At 61.8% G+C, this 22682-nt stretch carries 22 protein-coding genes; 6 read left to right on the top strand and 16 right to left on the bottom strand.

Features of this window, described 5'->3' with window-relative positions; genetic code table 11:
* Positions 1 to 60: 60 nt before the first annotated feature.
* Together AO268_RS10035 and AO268_RS10030 are read right to left on the bottom strand one after the other, a co-directional pair.
* Positions 61 to 555, bottom strand: a complete 495-nt coding sequence (locus AO268_RS10035) for a DUF523 domain-containing protein (RefSeq protein WP_076963678.1) — start codon at positions 553 to 555, stop codon at positions 61 to 63.
* Positions 556 to 557: 2 nt separating this feature from the next.
* Positions 558 to 1190, bottom strand: coding sequence for a 2OG-Fe(II) oxygenase (locus AO268_RS10030; RefSeq protein WP_099168591.1), 633 nt, complete (start codon positions 1188 to 1190; stop codon positions 558 to 560).
* A gap of 131 nt (positions 1191 to 1321) precedes the next feature.
* On the opposite strand from AO268_RS10030, the gene AO268_RS10025 reads away from it, so the two are divergent.
* Entirely contained in the window at positions 1322 to 2074 is a 753-nt protein-coding gene (locus tag AO268_RS10025; RefSeq protein WP_076963662.1) for a DUF2059 domain-containing protein, read from the top strand.
* A 47-nt stretch (positions 2075 to 2121) separates the two neighbouring features.
* Here AO268_RS10025 and AO268_RS10020 read toward each other — a convergent pair whose 3' ends face one another.
* Positions 2122 to 3063 carry an alpha/beta hydrolase gene (locus AO268_RS10020; RefSeq protein ID WP_099168590.1) on the bottom strand — a complete coding sequence of 314 codons (942 nt, stop codon included), beginning with the start codon at positions 3061 to 3063 and terminating at the stop codon, positions 2122 to 2124.
* A gap of 111 nt (positions 3064 to 3174) precedes the next feature.
* Here AO268_RS10020 and AO268_RS10015 point away from each other — a divergent pair, with 111 nt between their 5' ends.
* Both AO268_RS10015 and AO268_RS10010 read left to right on the top strand, forming a co-directional pair.
* Positions 3175 to 3750: a DUF6436 domain-containing protein gene (locus tag AO268_RS10015; protein WP_099168589.1), complete on the top strand. Its 576-nt coding sequence runs from the start codon at positions 3175 to 3177 to the stop codon at positions 3748 to 3750.
* A 26-nt stretch (positions 3751 to 3776) separates the two neighbouring features.
* The gene (locus tag AO268_RS10010; protein WP_099168588.1) at positions 3777 to 6143 is read left to right on the top strand and encodes a penicillin acylase family protein; all 2367 of its coding nucleotides are present in this window, start codon (positions 3777 to 3779) and stop codon (positions 6141 to 6143) included.
* Positions 6144 to 6169: 26 nt separating this feature from the next.
* On the opposite strand, the gene AO268_RS10005 is transcribed toward AO268_RS10010, so the two are convergent.
* Positions 6170 to 7075: an AraC family transcriptional regulator gene (locus AO268_RS10005; protein WP_099168587.1), complete on the bottom strand. Its 906-nt coding sequence runs from the start codon at positions 7073 to 7075 to the stop codon at positions 6170 to 6172.
* A gap of 99 nt (positions 7076 to 7174) precedes the next feature.
* Here AO268_RS10005 and AO268_RS10000 point away from each other — a divergent pair, with 99 nt between their 5' ends.
* Positions 7175 to 7528, top strand: a complete 354-nt coding sequence (locus tag AO268_RS10000; RefSeq protein ID WP_076963657.1) for a carboxymuconolactone decarboxylase family protein — start codon at positions 7175 to 7177, stop codon at positions 7526 to 7528.
* Between the two features lie 414 nt (positions 7529 to 7942).
* Here the strand turns inward: AO268_RS10000 and AO268_RS09990 are convergent, their stop codons facing one another.
* The 8 genes from AO268_RS09990 to AO268_RS09955 form a co-directional block, all read right to left on the bottom strand.
* Positions 7943 to 8827: an ABC transporter permease subunit gene (locus AO268_RS09990; RefSeq protein ID WP_038444270.1), complete on the bottom strand. Its 885-nt coding sequence runs from the start codon at positions 8825 to 8827 to the stop codon at positions 7943 to 7945.
* On the bottom strand, positions 8824 to 9744 hold the full coding sequence (locus tag AO268_RS09985; protein ID WP_099168585.1) for an ABC transporter permease subunit: 921 nt from the start codon (positions 9742 to 9744) through the stop codon (positions 8824 to 8826). The genes AO268_RS09990 and AO268_RS09985 overlap by 4 nt, the downstream gene beginning before the upstream one ends.
* Positions 9741 to 10883 carry an ABC transporter ATP-binding protein gene (locus AO268_RS09980; RefSeq protein ID WP_029289449.1) on the bottom strand — a complete coding sequence of 381 codons (1143 nt, stop codon included), beginning with the start codon at positions 10881 to 10883 and terminating at the stop codon, positions 9741 to 9743. Before AO268_RS09980 ends, AO268_RS09985 begins: the two co-directional genes overlap by 4 nt.
* A 67-nt stretch (positions 10884 to 10950) precedes the next feature.
* Positions 10951 to 12045 (bottom strand): polyamine ABC transporter substrate-binding protein, encoded by a 1095-nt coding sequence (locus tag AO268_RS09975; protein WP_076963655.1) that lies wholly within the window; start codon positions 12043 to 12045, stop codon positions 10951 to 10953.
* A 173-nt stretch (positions 12046 to 12218) separates the two neighbouring features.
* Positions 12219 to 13316 (bottom strand): polyamine ABC transporter substrate-binding protein, encoded by a 1098-nt coding sequence (locus AO268_RS09970; protein ID WP_076963677.1) that lies wholly within the window; start codon positions 13314 to 13316, stop codon positions 12219 to 12221.
* A 194-nt stretch (positions 13317 to 13510) separates the two neighbouring features.
* Entirely contained in the window at positions 13511 to 14875 is a 1365-nt protein-coding gene (locus tag AO268_RS09965; RefSeq protein ID WP_099168584.1) for an aspartate aminotransferase family protein, read from the bottom strand.
* A 55-nt stretch (positions 14876 to 14930) separates the two neighbouring features.
* Positions 14931 to 16289: a glutamine synthetase family protein gene (locus tag AO268_RS09960; protein WP_038444282.1), complete on the bottom strand. Its 1359-nt coding sequence runs from the start codon at positions 16287 to 16289 to the stop codon at positions 14931 to 14933.
* Between the two features lie 39 nt (positions 16290 to 16328).
* Positions 16329 to 17117 (bottom strand): gamma-glutamyl-gamma-aminobutyrate hydrolase family protein, encoded by a 789-nt coding sequence (locus tag AO268_RS09955; protein WP_099168583.1) that lies wholly within the window; start codon positions 17115 to 17117, stop codon positions 16329 to 16331.
* A gap of 278 nt (positions 17118 to 17395) precedes the next feature.
* Here AO268_RS09955 and AO268_RS09950 point away from each other — a divergent pair, with 278 nt between their 5' ends.
* Positions 17396 to 18772 carry a glutamine synthetase family protein gene (locus AO268_RS09950; RefSeq protein WP_057440427.1) on the top strand — a complete coding sequence of 459 codons (1377 nt, stop codon included), beginning with the start codon at positions 17396 to 17398 and terminating at the stop codon, positions 18770 to 18772.
* Between the two features lie 135 nt (positions 18773 to 18907).
* Entirely contained in the window at positions 18908 to 19543 is a 636-nt protein-coding gene (locus AO268_RS09945) for a TetR/AcrR family transcriptional regulator (RefSeq protein WP_099168582.1), read from the top strand.
* Positions 19544 to 19672: 129 nt separating this feature from the next.
* Here the strand turns inward: AO268_RS09945 and AO268_RS09935 are convergent, their stop codons facing one another.
* From AO268_RS09935 to ssuD, 4 genes are read right to left on the bottom strand one after another with little or no spacing between them, the layout of a single operon-like run.
* Positions 19673 to 19888, bottom strand: coding sequence for a TOBE domain-containing protein (locus AO268_RS09935; protein ID WP_099168580.1), 216 nt, complete (start codon positions 19886 to 19888; stop codon positions 19673 to 19675).
* Between the two features lie 28 nt (positions 19889 to 19916).
* Entirely contained in the window at positions 19917 to 20723 is an 807-nt protein-coding gene (gene ssuB / locus AO268_RS09930; RefSeq protein WP_099168579.1) for an aliphatic sulfonates ABC transporter ATP-binding protein, read from the bottom strand.
* Entirely contained in the window at positions 20720 to 21508 is a 789-nt protein-coding gene (gene ssuC, locus AO268_RS09925; protein ID WP_076963650.1) for an aliphatic sulfonate ABC transporter permease SsuC, read from the bottom strand. The genes ssuB and ssuC overlap by 4 nt, the downstream gene beginning before the upstream one ends.
* A 9-nt stretch (positions 21509 to 21517) precedes the next feature.
* Positions 21518 to 22666: an FMNH2-dependent alkanesulfonate monooxygenase gene (gene ssuD / locus AO268_RS09920; RefSeq protein WP_099168578.1), complete on the bottom strand. Its 1149-nt coding sequence runs from the start codon at positions 22664 to 22666 to the stop codon at positions 21518 to 21520.
* Between the last annotated feature and the right edge of the window lie 16 nt (positions 22667 to 22682).

The following is a 22682-nucleotide window of genomic DNA, read 5'->3' as shown; positions in this document are numbered from 1 at the left end:
TGTGGGACCAGACTTGTGTGTGGGAGGGCTTGTGTGGGAGCGGGCTTGCCACATGGGCTTTTAGGTCGGATTTGAGAGCAGGGCCAGGGCTACCGCAGCCTCGGCCAGTTCCAATTCGCTGAACACCTGCACCCCATGGCGCTTGAGCAACGCCGCCGTCACCCCTTCGCCCGCAACTTTCACCCCACTGAAGGTGCCGTCATACGTCAGCAGGTTGCCGCATGACGGACTGTTGGCCTTGAGCACGGCAATGCCGATGCCATGGCGCTGCACCAGGGCCAAAGCCTGGCGCGCGCCCTCAAGGAAGGCTTCGCTGAAGTCCGCGCCATCGGCGGTCAACACCCGGGCCCGGCCTTCCCACACATCCAGCCCTTGCCCACCCGGAATTTCGGCCGGGGGTCGTGGCGTGGGCAGGCCACCGGCTACTTCCGGGCACAATGCAACTACCCGGCCTTCGGCCTGCCAGGCGGCCAGTTGGTCGAACGGCCCGCTGGCGCCACCGTCGTAACGTACCCGATGCCCCAACAGGCAGCGGCTGACCAGAATCTTTTGCACGCTCAAAACGGCTCGTTGCCCCGCCGGCGAACCCAGCCGGTCAGGGACAGGCGTTCGCGGTGGGCGGGCAGGACTTCATGGGGCACGTCCCCCGACAGGAACACCACCAGGCAACCGCCGGCAGGGTCCACGTCATATTCAACGCCGTCCTTGAGGTACATGCGCAACTGGCCGCCGTACTCGGGCAGCCAGTCCTGGTTCAGGTAGACCACCGCCGAGACCATGCGCCGGTCATCGTCGCGAAAACGGTCGAGGTGCTTGAGGTAGAACGCCCCTGGCGGGTACATGGCGAAGTGGCATTCAAACTCTTCCAGGCCAAGGAACAGCCCGCGGTTCATCGCCAGCCGCAGGCTGTCCATCAGCCCCAGATAGCGATCGCACACCGACGCCTGGCCGGGTTCCAGCCACTGGATATGGTCGCCACGGATCCCCTCGCGAATCTCCTGGGCTGGGCCTCGTCCTACAGCGGCAGGTGCCAATTCACCTTCAGCGGCACGTTTATGGCACTCAGCCGCCAGTTCCAGGGTCAGAGCCTCTGGCAGGAAGATGTTCTGCTGCGACCAGCCTTTCACGGCCAGGTCGTCGACGATGCGTAGCAGCAGCGGGTCATCAGGGGATATGTGCATGGCGCGCATAGTATCCATACGCCTGGAAAACCGACAGCGCCGCCGAGCGCCTAAATACACTTTAGTCAGGCGATTGATAGGACTTCTCGACAAATCCTACGCCCGACACGGACAATAGTGGCCGACTGACAGGAGTCCCTATGCGTCGTTTGTTTTTATCCTTGCTGATGTTCTGCGTGTTGCCCGCCTGGGCAGACAGCCATGACCAGTTGTACGCGGTCGCCGGCTGGCCGGAACAACGTGCGCATTTTACTGACGCCTTGAGTGCCGCCCAGCAGCGCTACCGCAACAGCTTGCCACCGGCGGTGTACCAGGCGCTGGTGGACAACAGCAATAAACGCTTCGCCCCCAAGGCCATGGATCAGCGCGCCGAAGCCCAGTTGCGCCAGAACCTGGCCGACCCCAAGCCGGCGCTGGCGTTTTTCCAGTCGCCGCTGGGGCGCAAGATTGTCGCCGCCGAGTTGCTGGCGACCCGCCGTGACCAGTTGGCCAAGAACGCCCAGGGTTTGCCGCAGATCCAGGCCGACGCCACCCGCAGCCTGATCATCGGCCACCTGGCCCAGGCCCTGCCCGCCCGCGAAGCCGGGGCCGAGGTCAGCCTGGCGATTGCCGGCGTGGCCGCAGACAGCCTGAGCCAGATGATCCCCGGCCTGTTGGGCGCAGGCCAGGCGCAAAGCCTGCTCAACGGCCAGCGCGAGCGCTTGATGCAGCAGATCGGCAATGACCTGCACAACACCCTGCTGTACGTCTATCGGGACCTGTCGGACCCGGAGCTGGAAGAGTTCGCCACCTTTGCCGAATCGCCGGAAGGCAAGGCTTACTACCAGGCGGCACTGGCGGCGATCCGCGCCGGGCTGGCGGTCGGCCAGAGCACCTCAAGCCTGGCCCCCTGACACCCACCCTGTAGGAGCGAGCTTGCTCGCGCCTACGGGGGGAAGGGTCAGGTCAGATGGTCGGTGAGGAACTTGAAGTATTCCTCGCGGATTTCAGGCAGCTCATTGGCCAAGTGATGCCGCCCACGGGGCAACATCAGGACCTGCGGCTGATCAAACTTGCCACGCAGCACCTGCAGGTTGTGCTGCCAATCCACCGTCATATCCTCCTCACCCTGCACGATCAGGGGCCGCCGCGGACTGCGCGGCGCCGCTTCGATGCGTTTGATCCAGCGCGCCAGCGCGCCCACCCAGGCGGTCGGCAACTGCCGGGGCTGCAATGGGTCGGCTTCGAGGAAGGGGCGGAACGCCGGGTCGTTGCTGTTATCGCTGAAGCGCCGGGCGATGCCTTTGACGAACGGCTTGAGCAGGTAATAGCTGAGCTGCGACCAGCCCCAGGCACGCGGCCGCACCAGTGGCGACAACAGGAACGTCTGCCCCTGCGCCGGGCTGCTGGCGCCCTGGTTGAGCAGATGGTCCACCACAATCGCCCCACCGGTACTTTGCCCAAACAGATGCCAGGGCTTGGGCAGTTGCAGCGCGTCGGCCTGCTCGAACAAGCCCTGCACCACGTGCTGGTACACCGCAAAATCATCGATGCTGGCGCGCTCGCCGCTGGACAGGCCATGGCCCGGCAAATCGCAGGCAATCACCACGAAGCCCTGGTCCAGGCCCCACTCCACCACGTTGCGGTACAGGCCCATATGGTCGTAGAAACCGTGGAACATAAACAGTGTTGCCACAGGTTGCGCCGGCCACCAGGCCTGGCTGACCACCTTGAACCCCTCCACCTCGAAGCACCCCAGGCGGCTGGCCACCGGGGTTTTGCGCGCGGCCAGGTCCAGCCCGTAGAAGCGCTGGTAGACCCTGGCCTCGGCCGAAAGCGGCTGCGCGTCCACCAGGGGCCGCAAGCTTTCGCGCAGATGATCGGGGTCAAAGGTAACAGGCATAAACACTTCCAGACTCAGGCTTCACAGCCTTGAACAGATGAATATCGAGTCGCGATATTCATCTGTCAGGGCAAGCATGGCAAGCTACGCCACCTTCGAGGATGGTTCTGAATGCGAAAACCCTACCGCACCGCCCTGTTCGCCAGCCTGATCCTGCTGATCTGCGCCGCCGTGCTGTGGGCCGCGTATGACTGGTTCCAGGGCCGCTACCTGCGGGCTTTCAGCGAACATACGGCGGTGTTTTCCGGGGACCTGCTGCGCCTGCCCGACGACCTCGCCGGGCCCGGGCCGATCCGCCTGGTGCACTTCTGGGACCCGGCCTGCCCGTGCAATGTCGGCAACCAGCAGCACCTGAGTGAACTGATCGAGCAATACGCGCCCCAGGGCGTGGAGTTCTACGCCCTGCAAAAAGCCGGCAGCCACGGCCAACTGCCCGCGACCCTGGGCACGATGAAAATCCTCACCAGCCTGCCCGGCGCCGACCAACTGCCCGCCAGCCCGGCAGTGGGGATCTGGGATCGCAATGGCAAACTGGCGTATTTCGGCCCGTACAGCGAGGGCCTGACCTGTAATTCGAGCAACAGCTTTATCGAACCGATCCTGCAGGCGCTCAAGGGCGGTCGAGCGGTGAACGCGACCCACACCCTGGCGGTGGGCTGCTATTGTTCTTGGCCGGAAGGTTCATAGCCCTACACGAATAAAAAGGATTGTTCATGAAGCGCGTCTTGTCGGGTCTCGCGGCCCTACTGGTGTTGATTGCCCTCGGGGCTGGCTGGTACGTCTACAGCAAGCAACCCACCCGCCAGGGCACGGTAGAGTTGGCCAACCTGCAAGGCTCGGTCACGGTGCGCTACGACGACCGTGGCGTGCCGCATATCCGCGCCGAGAACGAGGCCGACCTGTATCGCGCCCTGGGTTATGTGCACGCCCAGGACCGCCTGTTCCAGATGGAAATCATGCGCCGCCTGGCGCGCGGTGAACTGGCCGAGGTGCTGGGCGCCAAGTTGCTGGACACCGACAAACTGTTCCGCAGCCTGCGCATCGGCGAGCGCGCCACCACCTATGCGGCGCAGATGGACCGCCAGTCACCGCACTGGAAGGCCCTGCAAGCCTATCTGGACGGGATCAACCAATATCAGGACCGCCACGCCAGCCCCATGGAGTTTGACGTGCTGGGCATCCCCAAGCGGCCGTTCACCGCGGCCGACACCGTCAGCATCGCCGGCTACCTGGCCTACAGCTTTGCCGCAGCTTTTCGTACAGAGCCTTTGTTGACCTACGTGCGCGACCAACTGGGCAGCGACTACCTGCAAGTATTTGACCTCGACTGGAAGCCCAACGGCGACCTGGGCCTGGCCGCCGCCGACTGGCAAGGCCTGAGTGCCATCGCCCGCCTCAGCGAGCAGGCCCTGGCCGACAACGGCCTGCCGCAGTTCGAGGGCAGCAACGCCTGGGCCATCAGCGGCAACCGCACCAAAAGCGGCAAGCCGTTGCTGGCGGGCGACCCGCATATCCGGTTCTCGGTGCCGTCGGTGTGGTACGAGGCGCATCTGTCGGCGCCCGGCTTTGAACTCTATGGTTATCACAACGCCCTGGTGCCGGTGGCGTTCCTGGGCCACAACAAGGCGTTTGGCTGGAGCCTGACGATGTTCCAGAACGATGACCTCGACCTGATCGCCGAGCAGGTCAACCCGGACAACCCCAACCAGGTGCGCTACCACGACCAGTGGGTCGACATGACCACCAGCGAACAACAGATCGCGGTCAAGGGCCAGGCCCCGGTAACGCTGCCCCTGCGCCAGTCGCCCCACGGCCCGATCATCAACGACGTGCTGGGCGCCCATGCCGGCACCACGCCGATTGCCATGTGGTGGGCCTTCCTCGACACCGAAAACCCGATCCTCGAGGGTTTCTACCAGCTCAATCGCGCCGACACCCTGGCCAAGGCGCGCATGGCGGTGGCCAAGGTGCATGCGCCGGGGCTCAATATCGTGTGGGCCAATGCCCGGGGCGATATCGGCTGGTGGGCGGCGGCGCAACTGCCGATCCGCCCGGCCGGGGCCAACCCCGGGTTTATCCTCGACGGCAGTACGGCCCAGGCCGACAAGCTGGGCTTCTACCCGTTCAGCGCCAACCCCCAGGAAGAAAACCCCACCCGTGGCTACGTGGTCTCGGCCAATGCCCAGCCGGTGTCGCCCACGGGCATGCCGATCCCCGGCTATTACAACCTGGCGGACCGCGGCCAACAGTTGAACGCGCAATTGAGCGACAACCAGGTCAAATGGGACCTGGACAACAGCCAGGCCGTGCAACTGGGCACCACCACCGCCTACGGGCCCCGCCTGCTGGCGCCGCTGTTGCCGGTGCTGCGCGAGGTGGTCAAGGACCCCGCCGAACTCAAGTTGCTGGAGCAACTGGCCGCGTGGAAAGGTGACTACCCGGTAGAGTCGATCCCGGCCACGCTGTTCAACCAACTGTTGTACGACCTGGCCGACGCAGCCTTTCGCCCCAAGCTGGGTGACGAGATGTTCAAGACCCTGATCACCACCCGTGTCGTCGACGCCGCCTTGCCGCGCCTGGCCGCCGCTGCCGATTCGCCGTGGTGGAACGGCCAGCGCGCCGAGACGCTCAAGCGCGCCTGGGACAAGAGCCTGGCCCATCTGAAAACCACCTTCGGCGCTGATCCGGCGCAGTGGCAGTGGGGCAAGGCCCATACCCTGACCCACGGCCACCCGCTGGGCGTCAAGCAGCCACTGGACCAGATCGTCAATGTCGGGCCGTTTGCCGCACCGGGCAGCCACGAAGTGCCGAACAACCTGTCGGCAATCATCGGCCCGGCGCCATGGCCGGTGACGTACGGCCCGTCCACCCGACGCCTGGTGGACTTCGCCGACGCCGCCCACGCCCTGACCATCAACCCGGTCGGCCAAAGCGGCGTGCCGTTCGACAAGCACTATGCCGACCAGGCCCAGACGTATATCGAGGGCGGGTACGAGCAGGCGCATTTTGATGAAGAAGAGGTCCAGGCCAATACTCGCGGCACCCTCAAGTTGTTGCCGGCCCGCCCACAACAGCCCTGAAGAAACACCCACACAAGCCCACAGTTTTAATCTGCGTTGCGCATTCGACCGGGCGCTTGGCCATATGCCTCCTTGAATTTCTTGCTGAACGCCGCCTGGGACTGGTAACCCACCCGGGCCGCAATATCCGTCAGGCTCAGCCGTGACTGCTGCAGCAGGTTGAACGCCAGCTCCATGCGCAACTGGGTCAGCAGCACCCACGGCGACACGCCGGCCACTTTGACAAATGCGCGCATGAACTTGGCCCGGGACATCGATGCAGCCCCCGCCAGGCTGTCGATGGTCCAGTCATGCCCGGGCTCGGCCAGCATCGCCTGCCAGGCGCGGCCCAGGCGTTTGTCGGTGAGCAAGGCAAAGGTGCCGGCCAGCGGCGCCTGTTGCGCCAACCAGGTGCGCACCAGCAAGGTGAACAGCGCCACCGACAGGGCATCAATAAACGACCGCGCGCCCAGCCGCTCACCGTCAGCCTCACTGCGCATCAGCGCAATCAGTGCCGCCAGTTGCCCATCGGCCGGCCATTGTCGGCTGGACACCACCAGGTACTCGGGCAAGGCCGCAAACAGCAACGACTGGCGGTTGTAGTGAAAGGCGCCACAGAGCATCTCCACCTCCGGCTGATCACCGCCCAAGCGATGCACCTTCAGTACCCCGCTGTCGATCACCGTGGGCAGCCTCGGCGGGGTCTGCGCGCCCTGGCTGCGCAGCAGATGGGTCGCACCACCGGGCATCAACAGGATATCGCCTTCTGCCAGCGTCACCTGCTGCCCACCCGAAAGCTCGGCGTGGCAGGTCCCCCGCACGACAATATGATACGGCGCCACCCCCAGCGATTCGGGCGCATGGTCCAGGGCCCAGTCGCCCTGGAACTGGCAGCGCACGTCAAGGCGGCCGCGCAGGTTGGCCAATGTGATCAGCGTGTCGATAGCGTTCATTTGCGAATATCGGTCAAAAAGATGAGCGGATCGAACAATACCGCCAAATCCGAACGGCACACACTGGCTTCACACCCAACCCGTTCAGGAGTCAACGCAATGTTCAATAACTGGCCCGACTTGCTGCCCACCGTGAAGAACGCCTTTGGCGCACTGGGCAAGAGCAACCCGAAGATGGTCAAAGCCTACATGGCGCTGGGCGAGGCTGCCGAGGAAAACAACGTCCTGGATGCCAAGACCCGCGAACTGATCGCGATTGCCGTGGCCATCACCACCCGCTGCGACGGCTGCATCGGCGTGCATGCCGACGCCGCGATCAAGGCCGGCGCCACCCGCGAAGAAATCGCCGCGACGCTTGCCACCGCGATCTCGCTGAATGCCGGCGCCGCCTACATCTACTCGCTGCGCGCACTGGAAGCCTACGACACACTCAAACCAGCGCCGCAAAGTTGAGCTGAAACGCCGGGCGCTGGCACGTACATCAAGATCGTTCCCACGCTCTGCGTGGGAATGCAGCCCTGGACGCTCCGCGTCCACAGCGTGACGCAGAGCGTCACAGGAGGCGCTACCACGCAGAGCGTGGGAGCGATCAGTCTTAGACCGGCGCTGGCACGTACATAAGATCGTTCCCACGCTCTGCGTGGGAATGCAGCCCTGGATGCTCCGCGTCCACAGCGTGGCGCAGAGCGTCACAGGAGACACTCCCACGCGGAGCGTGGGAGCGATCAGTCTTAGACCGGTGCTGGCACGTACATAAGATCGTTCCCACACTCTGCGTGGGAATGCAGCCCAGGACGCTCCGCGTCCACAGCGTGACGCAGAGCGTCACAGGAGGCACTCCCACGCGGAGCGTGGGAGCAATCAGTCTTAGACCGGTGCTGGCGCCCGGCGTACATCCGGCTGCTTCCAGCCATCTGCCGCAGCTTCTTCAATCGCTTGCTGGATCGCCTTCTTGCGCCGCTCTTCAGCACGACGGCTGAAGAACCACACCAGGAAGGTCACCAACGACACCGCCAACAAGATCAAGCTGGCCACGGCGTTGATCTCGGGCTTGACCCCAAGGCGCACCGCCGAGAACACTTCCATCGGCAAGGTGGTCGAACCCGGGCCCGAGACGAAGCTGGCCAGTACCAGGTCATCCAGGGACAGCGCGAACGACATCATGCCGCCCGCCGCCAGCGAAGGCGCGATCATCGGGATGGTGATCAGGAAGAACACCTTCCATGGCCGCGCCCCCAGGTCCATGGCCGCCTCTTCGATCGACAGGTCCAGCTCCCGCAGGCGCGCCGACACCACCACCGCCACATACGCCGCACAGAACGTGGTGTGAGCGATCCAGATGGTGACGATGCCACGCTCCTGGGGCCAGCCGATCATCTGCGCCATGGCCACGAACAGCAGCAACAGCGACAGACCGGTGATCACTTCGGGCATGACCAGCGGCGCGGTCACCAGGCCGCCGAACAGCGTGCGGCCCTTGAACTGGCTGATACGGGTCAGCACGAACGCGGCCAATGTGCCCAGCGCCACCGCGGCCACCGCCGTGTAGCAGGCGATTTCCAGGGAACGCGCCACCGAGCCCATCAACTGGGTGTTGTCCAACAGGCCCACGTACCACTTGATCGACCAGCCGCCCCACACCGTCACCAGTTTCGATTCGTTGAACGAATAGATCACCAGGATCAGCATCGGCAGGTAGATGAACAACAACCCGGCTACCAGCATGAAGCTGGAGAAACTGAAGCGCTTCATACCTTGCCCTCCATCTCTTTGGCTTGGCTGCGGTTAAACAGAATGATCGGCACGATCAGGATCGCCAGCATCACCACCGCCAGGGCGGAAGCCACCGGCCAGTCACGGTTGTTGAAGAATTCTTGCCACAACACTTTACCGATCATCAGGGTTTCCGGGCCGCCCAGCAGTTCCGGGATCACGAACTCGCCCACCACCGGGATGAATACCAGCATGCAGCCGGCAATGATGCCGTTCTTGGACAGCGGCACGGTGATTTTCCAGAAGCTGTTGAAGGTGCTCGAACCCAGGTCCGACGCGGCTTCCAGCAGGCTCTGGTCATGTTTGACCAGGTTGGCGTACAGCGGCAGGATCATGAACGGCAGGTACGAATAGACCACGCCGATATACACCGCGATATTGGTGTTGAGGATCTGCAACGGCTCGTTGATCAGGCCCATGGACATCAGGAAGCCATTGAGCAAGCCGTTGTTGCTGAGGATGCCCATCCACGCATACACGCGGATCAGGATCGCGGTCCAGGTCGGCATCATGATCAGCAGCACCAGCACGGTCTGCATCTCTTTGCGCGCACTGGCGATGGCATAGGCCATCGGGTAGCCGATCAGCAGGCACAAGGCCGTGCTGAAAAACGCCATCTTCAGCGAGCCCAGGTAGGCGGCAATGTACAGCTCGTCGCCGGCCAGCAGGCTGTAGTTGGCCAGGTTGAGCACCACCTCCAGCTTCTGCTCGAGGTAGGTGTAGATCTCGGTGTAGGGCGGGATCGCCACGTCGGCTTCGGCAAAGCTGATCTTCAGGACGATGAAGAACGGCAGCATGAAGAACAGGAACAGCCACAGGAATGGAATCCCGATGACCACCTGCTTGCCGCTGGGAATTATTCGGTGCAATCGCCGTTTGAATTTCTTCATGTTCATGAGCGAAGTACCACGCCGCTGTCGTCTTCCCACCACACGTAGACCTGGTCACCCCAGGTCGGCCGCGCGCCACGGCGTTCGGCGTTGGCGACGAAGGACTGCACCAGCTTGCCGCTCGGCAGCTCGACGTAGAACACCGAGTGGCCGCCCAGGTAGGCAATGTCATGCACCTTGCCGCTGGACCAGTTGTGCTCGCAGGTCGGCATTTCGGTGGTAACCAGCAGTTTTTCCGGGCGGATGGCGTAGGTCACCGACTTGTCTTCCACCGACGTGGCGATGCCATAGCCCACGTAGATATCGCGGTCCAGGTCGGCGCACTTGAGCACCGCGTGGCCTTCGGCGTCATCCACCACCACGGTGTCGAAGATGTTGACGTTGCCGATGAACTCGCACACCAGGCGGCTGGTGGGGGTTTCGTAGATATCGATCGGGCTGCCGATCTGCGCGATCCAGCCCAGGTGCATGATCGCGATGCGCTCGGCCATGGTCATGGCCTCTTCCTGGTCGTGGGTCACCATCACGCAGGTCACGCCGACGCGCTCGATGATCTCCACCAGTTCCAGCTGCATCTGCGAGCGCAGCTTCTTGTCCAGGGCGCCCATCGGCTCATCGAGCAGCAGCAGTTTCGGGCGCTTGGCCAGGGAACGGGCCAGGGCCACCCGCTGACGCTGGCCGCCAGACAACTGGTGCGGCTTGCGCTTGGCGTACTGGCTCATCTGTACCAGCTTGAGCATCTCGGCCACGCGGGCCTCGACTTCGGCCTTGGGGATCTTGTCCTGTTGCAGGCCGAAGGCGATGTTCTGCGCCACGGTCATATGGGGGAACAAGGCGTAGGACTGGAACATCATGTTGATCGGCCGCTCGTAGGGCGGCATGTCGGTGATATCCACACCGTCGAGGAAAATCCGCCCTTCGGTCGGGCGCTCGAAACCTGCGAGCATGCGCAGCAAGGTGGACTTGCCCGAACCCGATCCGCCGAGCAAGGCGAAGATCTCGCCTTTCTTGATTTCCAGGGACACATCGTCCACGGCAATCGTCTCGTCGAACTTCTTCGTGACCCGGTCGATTTTGACCAACACCTTTTTCGGTGTCTGGTCGCCCTCGAGGGCTTTCTTATAGGCGCCGGAGGCAACTGCCATTTACGAAACTCCCAGAAAAAAAGAGTGCAGAACGTCCAATACGAACGAACCTTAGATAGTGTGAGCCTTACTTGCCCGTCTTGACCTTGGTCCAGCTGCGGGTCATCAAGCGTTGCACTTTCGGGGGTAGCTCGACGTTGACAAACGTCCGATCGAGAACCGCCTGCGGTGGATAAACCGCTTCGTCAGTGCGTATCGATTGCTCCATCAGCGTGTCCGCCCCTGGGTTAGGGTTGGCGTAGCCGACATAATCACTGACCTGAGCGATCACTTCAGGTTGCAGTAAATAGTTGATGAAGGCGTGGGCCTCCTTGACGTTGGTCGAGTCCTTGGGGATCGCCAGCACGTCAAACCACAGGTTGCCGCCTTCTTTCGGAATCGCGTAGGCGATATTCACACCCTTGCCCGCCTCGGCTGCACGGGCCTTGGCCTGGAATACATCGCCGGAGAACCCGGCGGCCACGCAGATATTGCCGTTGGCCAGGTCCGAGATGTATTTGGAAGAGTGGAAGTAGGTCACATAGGGACGCACTTTCAGGAGCTTTTCCTCGGCCTTCTTGTAGTCGGCCGGGTTGGTGCTGTTGGGGTCCAGGCCCATGTAGTTGAGCACCGCAGGCAGCATTTCATCGGCCGAGTCCATGAAGGACACGCCGCAACTGGCCAGCTTCTTCATGTTTTCCGGCTCGAACAGCACGGCCCAGGAGTCGATCTTGTCGACACCCAGCACTTCTTTGACTTTGTCGACGTTGTAGCCAATGCCGTTGGTGCCCCACAGGTAGGGCACGGCGTATTGGTTACCCGGGTCGTTCTTTTCCAGACGCTTGAGCAGCGCCGGGTCGAGGTTGGCGTAGTTGCTCAACTGCGCCTTGTCGATCTTCTGGAACGCGCCCGCCTTGATCTGCTTGCCCAGGAAGTGGTTGGACGGCACCACCACGTCATACCCGGTGCGCCCGGCCAGTAATTTGCCTTCCAGGGTTTCGTTGGAATCGAACACGTCATAGACCGGCTTGATGCCGGTGGCCTTTTCAAAGTTGGCCAGGGTCTCGGGGCCGATATAGTCCGACCAGTTATAAACATGCACAGTCGAAGCCGCCTGCACGCTGACTGCCAACGTGAGACCCGCCCCTACCAGCAAGGCTTTGCGAAATAAAGAAATTGGCAAGTGGAGGTCCTCTTAAATAGTTGGGCCCAAAGTTGTTGCCCGACAACAAAACCGGCGCGCAACTTACCCTCGATAAACCGATCCGGCAAAACTTTCTGTCATTTAATTTGTGAGAGCAGGCCTGGGTGGGAGCGAGCTTGCTCCCACACAAGCTCGCTCCTACAGGTTCTTGCTTATTTACCCGACTTGATCTTGGTCCAGCTGCGCGTCAGCAGGCGCTGGGTCGCGGCCGGCAGATCGCTGATTGCATACAGCTTGGCTTTCACGTCATCCGACGGATAGATGCTCGGGTCGCCCGAGATATCCTTGTTCACCAGCGGCGTGGCGGCCTTGTTACCGTTCGGGAAACGTACGCTGTTGGTGATTGCCGCCATGACTTCAGGCTTGAGCAGGTAGTTCATGAACTGGTAGGCGGCGTCCAGGTTCTCGGCATCTTTAGGGATGGCAACCATGTCGTAGAAGCTGCCTGCGCCTTCCTTCGGAATGGCGTAGGAAACCTTGACCTTGCCACCGGCTTCAGCCGCGCGGGACTTGGATTGTTCCAGGTCACCCGAGTAACCCACGGCTACGCAGATGTTGCCGTTGGCCAGGTCCGAGATGTACTTGGAGGAGTGGAAGTAGCCTATCGAAGGACGGATCTTGAGGAACAGTGCCTCGGCTTCAGCCAGTTGCTTCTTGTCCTGGCTGTCGGTCGGGTAGCCCAGGTAGTGCAGGGCCACCGGGATCATTTCGGTTGGCGAGTCGAGGAAGCTCACGCCACAGCTCTTGAGTTTTTCGATGTTCTCGGGCTTGAACAGCACATCCCAGGAGTCGATCTTGTCCACGCCCAGCGCAGCCTTGACCTTGTCTGGGTTGTAGCCGATGCCGATGGTGCCCCACATGTACGGGAATGCGTGCAGGTTGCCTTTGTCGCTGGCGTCACCGACAGCCTTGAGCAGGTCGGTATCAAGGTTCTTCCAGTTGGGCAGCTTGGACTTGTCCAGCTCCTGGTACACACCGGCCTTGATCTGCTTGGCCAGGAAGTTGTTCGACGGCACCACCACGTCGTAGCCGGACTTGCCCGCCAGCAGCTTGGCTTCCAGGGTTTCGTTGCTGTCGAAAACGTCGTACACCACCTTGATGCCGGACTCTTTCTCAAAGTTGGCGATGGTGTCCGGTGCAATGTAGTCGGACCAGTTGTAGACGTGCAGCACTTTGTCGGCAGCCTGGGCCATGCTGGCCATTGCGCCCATCAGGGACAAGGCCAGGAGGGTCTTGCCAGCGTTCTTCAAACCTAATGCCTTCATTCGGTCATGCTCCAATTTTTTCTTTTTTGGGCCACATTTCTCTATGTTTCATGGCCCGTCGAGGGGCGACAAAACAGGGCGACAGTCTGGCAAGTTCAGGGGCCGGCTTTCAACCAAAGCCCCGCATTTATCATTGCCCAGATGCAACAGCCGCAGCCGCTGCATTCTGAGCCTAGCACTTAGCCCTGCAATGCCGCCAAAGTCAGGTCCAGGCACTGGCGAGCCTTGGTGACCAACTCGTCAATTTCGGCCTTGCTGATCACCAGCGGCGGCGAAATGATCATGGTATCGCCCACGGCGCGCATGATCAGGCCGTTCTCGAAGCAGAAGGTGCGGCAGATCATGCCCACGCCCTTGCCTTCATAACGCTTGCGCGTGGCCTTGTCCTGGACCAGCTCGATGGCCCCCAGCATGCCGATACCACGCACTTCGCCCACCAGCGGATGATCCGCCAGCTCGCGTAGACGCTTTTGCAAATACGGTGCCGTTTCGTCATGGACGCGGCTGACAATTTTTTCATCGCGCAGGATGCGGATGTTTTCCAGGGCCACCGCCGCCGCCACCGGGTGGCCGGAATAGGTGAAACCGTGGTTGAAATCGCCACCTTCGTTGAGCACCGCCACCACTTCGTCGCGCACAACCAGGCCGCCCATGGGGATATAACCCGAGGTCAGGCCCTTGGCGATAGTCATCATGTCTGGTTTGAGGCCGAAAAAATCGCTACCGAACCACTCACCGGTGCGGCCAAAGCCACAGATCACTTCGTCGGCGACAAACAGGATGTCGTACTTGGCGAGGATTTCCTTGATGCGCGGCCAGTAGGTCTCTGGCGGCACGATCACACCGCCGGCGCCCTGGATCGGCTCGGCGATAAAGGCACCGACGTTGTCCACGCCGACTTCGAGGATCTTCTCTTCCAGTTGGTTGGCCGCCCAGACCCCGAATTCTTCAGGGCTCATGTCGCCGCCTTCGCCGAACCAGTACGGCTGGGCGATGTGCACGATGCCCGGGATCGGTAAGTCGCCCTGCTCGTGCATATACGTCATGCCGCCCAGGCTGGCGCCGGCCACGGTGGAGCCGTGGTAGCCATTCTTGCGGCTGATGATGGTTTTTTTGTTCGGCTGGCCCTTGATCGCCCAGTAGTGGCGGACCATGCGCAACATGGTGTCGTTGCCTTCGGAGCCGGAGCCGGTGAAGAACACATGGTTCATGCCGGCCGGGGCGATATCGGCGATGGCCTTGGCCAGTTCCAGCACCGGCGGGTGGGCGGTCTGGAAGAACAGGTTGTAATAAGGCAGTTGTTTCATCTGCTGGGCGGCGGCATCAGCCAGCTCGTCGCGGCCATAACCGATGGCCACGCACCACAGGCCGGCCATGCCGTCGAGGATCTTGTTGCCTTCGCTGTCCCACAGGTAAACGCCCTTGGCGTTGGTGATGATGCGCGGGCCTTTCTCTTTCAACTGCTTGAAATCGCTGAACGGCGCCAGGTGATGATCGTTGCTCAGGGCTTGCCATTCACGGGTTTGCGGGTTGTTGCTGGACATACCAATCTCCAAAAAGTAGGTGAAGGTGCGGCGTATGACAGCCGCACCCGGCGCATCAGACGGCGAAGAGCAGGAATTCCCGCTCCCACGAACTGATCACGCGCTTGAAGTTTTCATGCTCGGCCCGCTTGACCGCGACGTAGCCAGTGATGAATTTGTGACCCAGGTATTTCTCGATGGTCTTGCTGTTTTCCATGCGTTCCAGTGCGTCCTCGATGGTCAACGGCAGGCGCAGGTTGCGGCGCTCGTAACCACGACCGACCACCGGGGCGCTCGGGCTGATGCCTTCGACCATGCCGATATAGCCACACAGCAGGCTGGCGGCGATGGCCAGGTACGGGTTGGCATCGGCGCCCGGCAGGCGGTTTTCCACACGGCGGTTCTGCGGGCCGGCATCCGGCACGCGCAGGCCCACGGTGCGGTTCTCTTCGCCCCACTCCACGTTCACCGGCGCCGAGGTGTCCGGCAGGAAGCGGCGGAACGAGTTGACGTTGGGCGCAAACAGCGGCAACAGCTCGGGGATGAACTTCTGCAGGCCACCGATGTGGTGCAGGAACAGCTCGCTCTTGGAGCCGTCTTCATTGGAGAACACGTTCTTGCCGGTGGCGATATCAATGATGCTCTGGTGCAGGTGCATGGCGCTGCCGGGCTCGCCGGTCATGGGCTTGGCCATGAAGGTGGCGGCCACATCATGCTTGAGTGCGGCTTCACGCATGGTGCGCTTGAACACCAGGATCTGGTCGGCCAGGGACAGGGCATCGCCGTGACGGAAGTTGATTTCCATCTGCGCCGTGCCGTCCTCGTGGATCAGGGTGTCGAGGTCCAGCTCCTGCAACTCGCACCAGTCGTAGACGTCTTCAAACAACGGGTCGAATTCGTTGGCCGCTTCTATAGAGAAGGACTGGCGACCGGTTTCCGGGCGGCCGGAACGGCCAATCGGCGGTTGCAGCGGGAAGTCCGGGTCTTCGCAGCGCTTGGTCAGGTAGAACTCCATCTCCGGCGCCACGATAGGCTGCCAGCCTTTGTCGGCGTAGAGCTTGAGGACTTTCTTGAGCACGTTGCGCGGCGACAGCTCGATCGGGTTGCCTTGCTTGTCGTAGGTGTCGTGGATCACCTGGGCGGTGGGCTCGATGGCCCAGGGCACCAGGAATACCGCGTTCTGGTCGGGGCGGCAGATCATGTCGATGTCGGCCGGGTCGAGCAATTCGTAATAGATGTCGTCTTCGACATAGTCGCCGGTCACGGTCTGCAACAGAACGCTCTCGGGCAGGCGCATGCCTTTTTCGGCGATGAACTTGTTGGTCGGCGAGATCTTGCCCCGGGTGATCCCCGTGAGGTCGCCAATCATGCATTCGACTTCTGTGATCTTGTGGTCTTTCAACCAATCGGTGAGCTGGTCGAGGTTGTTACTCATAAATGCCTCTGGGCTGGGTTTCCTGACATCCATTAAAGGTCAGGCGTTGTTTGACGCGTGTGCGTCTCTTTGTTTCGCCCGCGTTCGGCAGGCATCGCCAAATGCCTGGAAGATCGCGAGGTAGTACGGGTTGGAGCTTACCTGCCATTCGGGGTGCCATTGCACTCCTAATGCAAAAGCCTCTGCAAATGCCTTGCCCTGTTTGAGCGAAAAAGCCTCGACCAGGCCGTCCGGCGCGCGCGCTTCGACCTGCAGGCCGGGCGCCAGACGGTCAACGCCCTGGCTGTGGATCGAGTTGACCTGGATCGTGTCCGGCAAGCCCAGTCCAGACAAGACCCCGCCCGGCGTGATCGCCACGGCATGCGCCGGGCCGTACTGCACGTCCAGCGGCTGGGTGTCGTCTTCGCGGTGATCGAGCATACCCGGCAGTTCATGAACCTTCTGGTGCAGGCTGCCGCCCAGGGCCACGTTCATTTCCTGGAAGCCCCGGCAGATTCCCAGCACCGGCACGCCTGCGGCAATCGCTGCGCGAATCAGCGGCAGGGTGCTCTGGTCCCGTGCAGGATCATGGGCAGTCCCGGGCGCGCTGGCCGGACCGTCGTAGTGAAAGGGTTCGATATTGGAAGGTGAGCCGGTAAAGAGAATGCCGTCCAGGCCGTCAAGAATATTGGCCGGGTCGAGCAACTGCCCCAGGGACGGAATAATCAATGGCAGGCCCTTGGCAGCGACTGCCACGGCGCGGACATATTTGTCGCCACTGATGTGATAAGCATGCAGACCGACCTGTTTGGAGCAGGCGGTGACGCCGATTAACGGCAGGCCAGACATGAAGCACCCCGGTATTATTGCTGTTATGGGTTTGAATCGAGCTTAGCCTTGTTCATTTTTTTACACAACACCCCCGTAAAAAATACAACACGGCCCGCTCAAGCCTGCTAGTCCCAAGCCGGTCAAACCGATAAAACTGCCCAAAAAAGCCACAAAAAAGCCCTCAACGCGCTTTTTTAGGGCAAAAAAGGCCTCGCTTGACTTCGGCATGCCGTTCGGGTTGACTGAAACCAGAAAAGATCAATGATTGATATTTTTAACAACAAAGGTGTTGCATCATGTCGGTACCCCCGCGTGCCGTTCAGCTTAACGAAGCGAACGCGTTCCTTAAGGATCATCCTGAGGTTCTGTACGTAGACCTTCTAATTGCGGATATGAATGGTGTGGTGCGCGGTAAGCGCATCGAACGCACCAGCCTCCACAAGGTTTACGAGAAAGGCATCAACTTGCCGGCCTCTTTATTTGCCCTGGATATCAATGGCTCAACGGTGGAAAGCACCGGCCTGGGCCTGGACATCGGTGATGCTGACCGAATCTGTTATCCAATCCCCGACACCCTGTGCAATGAACCCTGGCAAAAGCGCCCTACCGCGCAACTGCTGATGACCATGCACGAACTTGAAGGTGAACCTTTCTTCGCCGATCCGCGCGAAGTGCTCCGCCAAGTTGTAACCAAGTTTGACGATATGGGCCTGACCATCTGCGCCGCCTTCGAGCTTGAGTTCTACCTGATCGACCAGGAGAACGTGAACGGCCGGCCACAACCTCCCCGCTCGCCGATTTCCGGCAAACGCCCGCACTCGACACAGGTCTACCTGATCGACGATCTCGACGAATACGTCGATTGCCTCCAGGACATTCTGGAAGGTGCCAAAGAGCAAGGCATCCCGGCTGACGCCATCGTCAAGGAAAGTGCCCCGGCGCAGTTTGAAGTGAACCTGCACCACGTCGCCGACCCGATCAAGGCGTGCGACTACGCGGTACTGCTCAAGCGTTTGATCAAGAACATTGCCTACGACCATGAGATGGACACCACCTTCATGGCCAAGCCTTACCCAGGCCAGGCCGGCAATGGTTTACACGTGCATATTTCGATCCTGGACAAAGACGGCAAGAACATCTTTGCCAGCGAGGATCCCGAGCAGAACGCCGCATTGCGTCACGCGATCGGCGGTGTGCTGGAGACCCTGCCTGCACAAATGGCCTTCCTGTGCCCTAACGTCAACTCCTACCGTCGTTTCGGCGCACAGTTCTACGTGCCGAACTCGCCGTGCTGGGGCCTGGACAACCGCACCGTGGCGATTCGCGTACCGACCGGCTCGTCCGACGCCGTACGTATCGAACACCGTGTGGCCGGCGCCGATGCCAACCCTTACCTGCTGATGGCTTCGGTCCTGGCGGGCGTGCACCACGGCCTGACCAACAAGATCGAGCCTGGCGCACCGGTGGAGGGCAACAGCTACGAGCAGAACGAACAAAGCCTGCCGAACAACCTGCGCGATGCCCTGCGCGAGTTGGACGACAGCGAGGTGATGGCCAAGTACATCGATCCGAAATACATCGATATCTTCGTCGCCTGCAAGGAAAGTGAGCTGGAGGAATTTGAACACTCCATCTCCGACCTTGAGTACAACTGGTACCTGCATACCGTGTAAGCGGTGGCTGCAATAAATGAACGCTGCAGGCTTATGGCCTGTGGCGTTTTTTTATGCCCTGCTCCCTCGTTCCCACGCGGAGCGTGGGAACGATCAAGGTCGCGTACAATGCCCGCTGCCTTGTAGGAGACTTCCATGACAACCCGCCCCGCCGCCCCTCGCAAACCCCGCGCCCGCAGCCAGGCCCGGATCGACGCGATCCTCGACGCCGCCCGCACGTTGCTGGCCGCCGAAGGCGTGGCCAGCCTGTCGATCTACAGCGTGGCCGAACGGGCGCAGATTCCGCCGTCATCGGTGTATCACTTTTTCGCCAGCGTCCCGGCCTTGCTCGAAGCCCTGACGGCCGATGTGCACGCCGCCTTCCGCGCCGCGCTGCAAGCGCCCATCGACCACGACCAACTGCACACTTGGCGCGACCTGTCGCGCGTGGTCGAGTTGCGCATGCTGGCGATCTACAGCAAGGACGCGGCGGCCCGCCAACTGATCCTCGCCCAGCACGGCCTCACCGAAGTGACCCAGGCCGACCGCCAGCATGACCTGGAGTTGGGGGACTTGATGCTGCACGTGTTCAACCGCCACTTTGAAGTGCCGGTGCTGCCGGCGGATGTGGACGTTTTTGCCCTGGCGCTGGAACTGAGCGACCGCGTGTATGCACGCTCGGTGCATCAGCATGGGCAGATCACCCCGCGCATGGCGGAGGAAGGGATGCGGGTGTTTGATGCGTATGTGGGGCTTTATTTGCCGGTGTTTTTGCCCAAGCGCCTCCAATGATCGTTCCCACGCTCTGCGTGGGAACGCCTCTTAGGACGCTCTGCGTCCGCTGTTGTGACGCAGAGCGTCACGGGGTGCATTCCCACGCAGAGCGTGGGAACGATCATCCGCAGAGCGTGGGAACGATCATCACAGCTTGGCGATCGACACCTCGGTGGACTTCACAAACGCAATCACTTCACTGCCAATCACCAGCTCCAGCTCTTTGACCGAGCGGGTGGTGATCACTGACGTGACGATGTCGGATGCCGTCTGCACGTCGATCTCCGACAGTACGTCGCCTTCGACAATTTCCTTGATGGTGCCTTTGAACTGGTTACGCACGTTGATGGCTTTAATAGTCATGGTGTTCTTCCTTCGTAGGACAAGTGAGTTATTGCGCCCACCGCAATTGCGTAGGCAACGGTGAAACAGGTTCCGGCGCAGGCGGCGTGCCGGGCAGTGCCAGCACACGGTTGAGCACTTCGGTTTCCAGGGCCGCCAGGCGATGGGAGCCACGGACCCGCGGGCGTGGCAGTTCCACCTGCAGGTCGAGGCCGATTGCGCCGTCTTCGATCAAGATCACCCGGTCGGCAATGGCCACGGCTTCGCTGACGTCATGGGTCACCAGCAACACGGTAAAACCGTGTTTGCGCCACAGGTTTTCGATCAGTTGCTGCATCTCGATCCGGGTCAGGGCATCCAGCGCGCCCAAGGGTTCATCCAGCAGTAACAGGCGCGGTTGGTGAATCAAGGCGCGGGCCAGGGCCACCCGTTGTTTCTGCCCGCCGGACAACGCCGCCGGCCATTCATCGGCACGCTCGGCCAGGCCGACCGCTTCCAGCGCCTCCAGCGCCTGGGGCCACCAGTTGCCTTTAAGGCCCAGGCCGACGTTATCGATGATCTTTTTCCACGGCAGCAGGCGCGCTTCCTGGAACATCAGTCGCGTGTCTTCGAGGGCTTCGCTCAACGGTGCGGAGCCTGCAAGCAACTCGCCACTGCTGGCGCTATCAAGGCCGGCCAGCAGGCGCAGCAAAGTACTTTTGCCGCAGCCACTGCGGCCGACCACAGCGACGAACTGGCCCGCCGGGATGTGCAGATCGATCTCGCGCAGCACTTCCCGCGCGCCAAACGCCTTGCGCAACTTGCGCACCGCCAACGGGATGCCGCGCAGCAAACGTGGAGGTTGTTGAGCGGTCATGCCGCACCTCCCTTATGCACTTGATAGGCCGGATGCCAGCGCAGCCACACCCGCTCCAGGCCTCGCGCCGCGAGGTCCGCCAACTTACCGAGCACGGCGTACAGCACAATCGCCAATACCACCACGTCGGTTTGCAGGAACTCCCGGGCATTCATCGCCAGGTAGCCAATACCGGAACTGGCCGAGATGGTTTCCGCAACGATCAGCGTCAGCCACATAAAGCCCAGGGCAAAGCGCACCCCCACCAGGATCGAGGGCAAGGCGCCGGGCAGGATCACCTGGCGAAACAGACTAAAGCCGGACAAGCCATAACTGCGGGCCATCTCCACCAGCGCCGGGTCGACGTTGCGGATGCCGTGATAGGTATTGAGGTAGATCGGGAACAGCGTGCCAAGGGCCACCAGGAAAATCTTCGCCGTCTCATCGATGCCAAACCACAGGATCACCAGCGGGATCAGCGCCAGGTGCGGCACGTTGCGAATCATTTGTACCGAGCTGTCCAGCAGGCGCTCGCCCCAGGCCGACAGGCCGGTGATAAAACCCAGGGCCAAGCCGATGCCGCCGCCGATCACAAAGCCCAGGCCAGCACGCCAGCCACTGATGGCCAGGTGGGTCCAGATTTCACCGCTGCTGACCAGGTGCACCCCGGCCGCAATCACGGCGCTGGGGGCCGGCAGAATCCGTGTCGATAACCAGCCCGCCGACACCGACAACTGCCACACCGCCAGCAACAGGATCGGCAGCGCCCACGGCGCCAGCCGATGCACAATCCGTTGACTCTTCATGACGGCGCCTCAGCTCTGCGACGCGGCTTTGGGAAGAATGTCGTTGGCCACCATCTCGCCAAACGGGCTGACGTAACCGGCGCTTTTCGGCAGCTCTGGGCGCTCGATATCCAGGTGCGGGAACAGCAATTCCGCGACCCGGTACGACTCTTCCAGGTGTGGATAACCAGAGAAGATAAAGGTGTCGATGCCAAGCTCTGCGTATTCCTTGACCCGCGCCGCCACGGTCGGGCCATCGCCCACCAGTGCCGTGCCAGCACCGCCGCGCACCAGGCCAACGCCGGCCCACAGGTTGGGGCTGACTTCCAGGTTGTCGCGGCTGCCGCCATGCAGGGCGGCCATGCGTTGCTGGCCCACCGAATCAAAGCGCGCCAGCGAGGCCTGGGCCCGCGCGATGGTGTCGTCGTCCAGATGGGAGATCAGTTTATCGGCGGCTTTCCACGCCTCTTCGTTGGTTTCACGCACGATCACATGCAAGCGAATACCAAAGCGCACGGTGCGCCCAAGCTTGGCCGCCTTGGCCCGTACCTGCTGGATTTTTTCCGCCACTGCCGCCGGTGGTTCGCCCCAGGTCAGGACCATTTCTACTTGTTCGGCCGCCAGGTCCTGGGCCGCTTCGGAAGAGCCGCCGAAATACAGCGGCGGGCGCGGTTGCTGGATCGGCGGGTACAGCAATTTGGCGCCTTTGACGCTGATGTGCTGGCCGTCGTAGTCCACGGTTTCGCCTTCCAGCACGCGCCGCCAGATGCGGGTGAATTCCACCGATGCCTGGTAGCGCTCCTCATGGCTGAGGAACAGGCCGTCGCCGGCCAGTTCTTCCGGGTCACCACCGGTCACCAGGTTGAACAACGCCCGGCCACCGGACAGCCGGTCCAGGGTCGCCGCCTGGCGCGCCGCCACCGTCGGGGAAATGATCCCGGGGCGCAGTGCAACCAGAAATTTCAGGCGCTGGGTCACCGGGATCAGCGAGGCGGCCACCAGCCACGAGTCTTCGCAGGAGCGGCCGGTGGGAATCAACACCCCGCCAAAGCCCAGGCGATCAGCGGCCTGGGCCACCTGTTGCAAATAACCGTGATCCACGGCGCGAGCGCCTTCGGCAGTGCCAAGGTAATGGCCATCGCCGTGGGTAGGCAGGAACCAGAAAATACTGAGGCTCATGGAGTTGTCTCCTGAA

Origin of the sequence: Pseudomonas sp. ICMP 8385 (genome assembly GCF_002699915.1) — a bacterium.
In the GTDB taxonomy this organism is placed as follows: domain Bacteria; phylum Pseudomonadota; class Gammaproteobacteria; order Pseudomonadales; family Pseudomonadaceae; genus Aquipseudomonas; species Aquipseudomonas gessardii.
The sequence above is the reverse complement of the archived record's forward strand: the minus strand, read 5'-3'. Positions and strand labels throughout refer to the sequence as shown.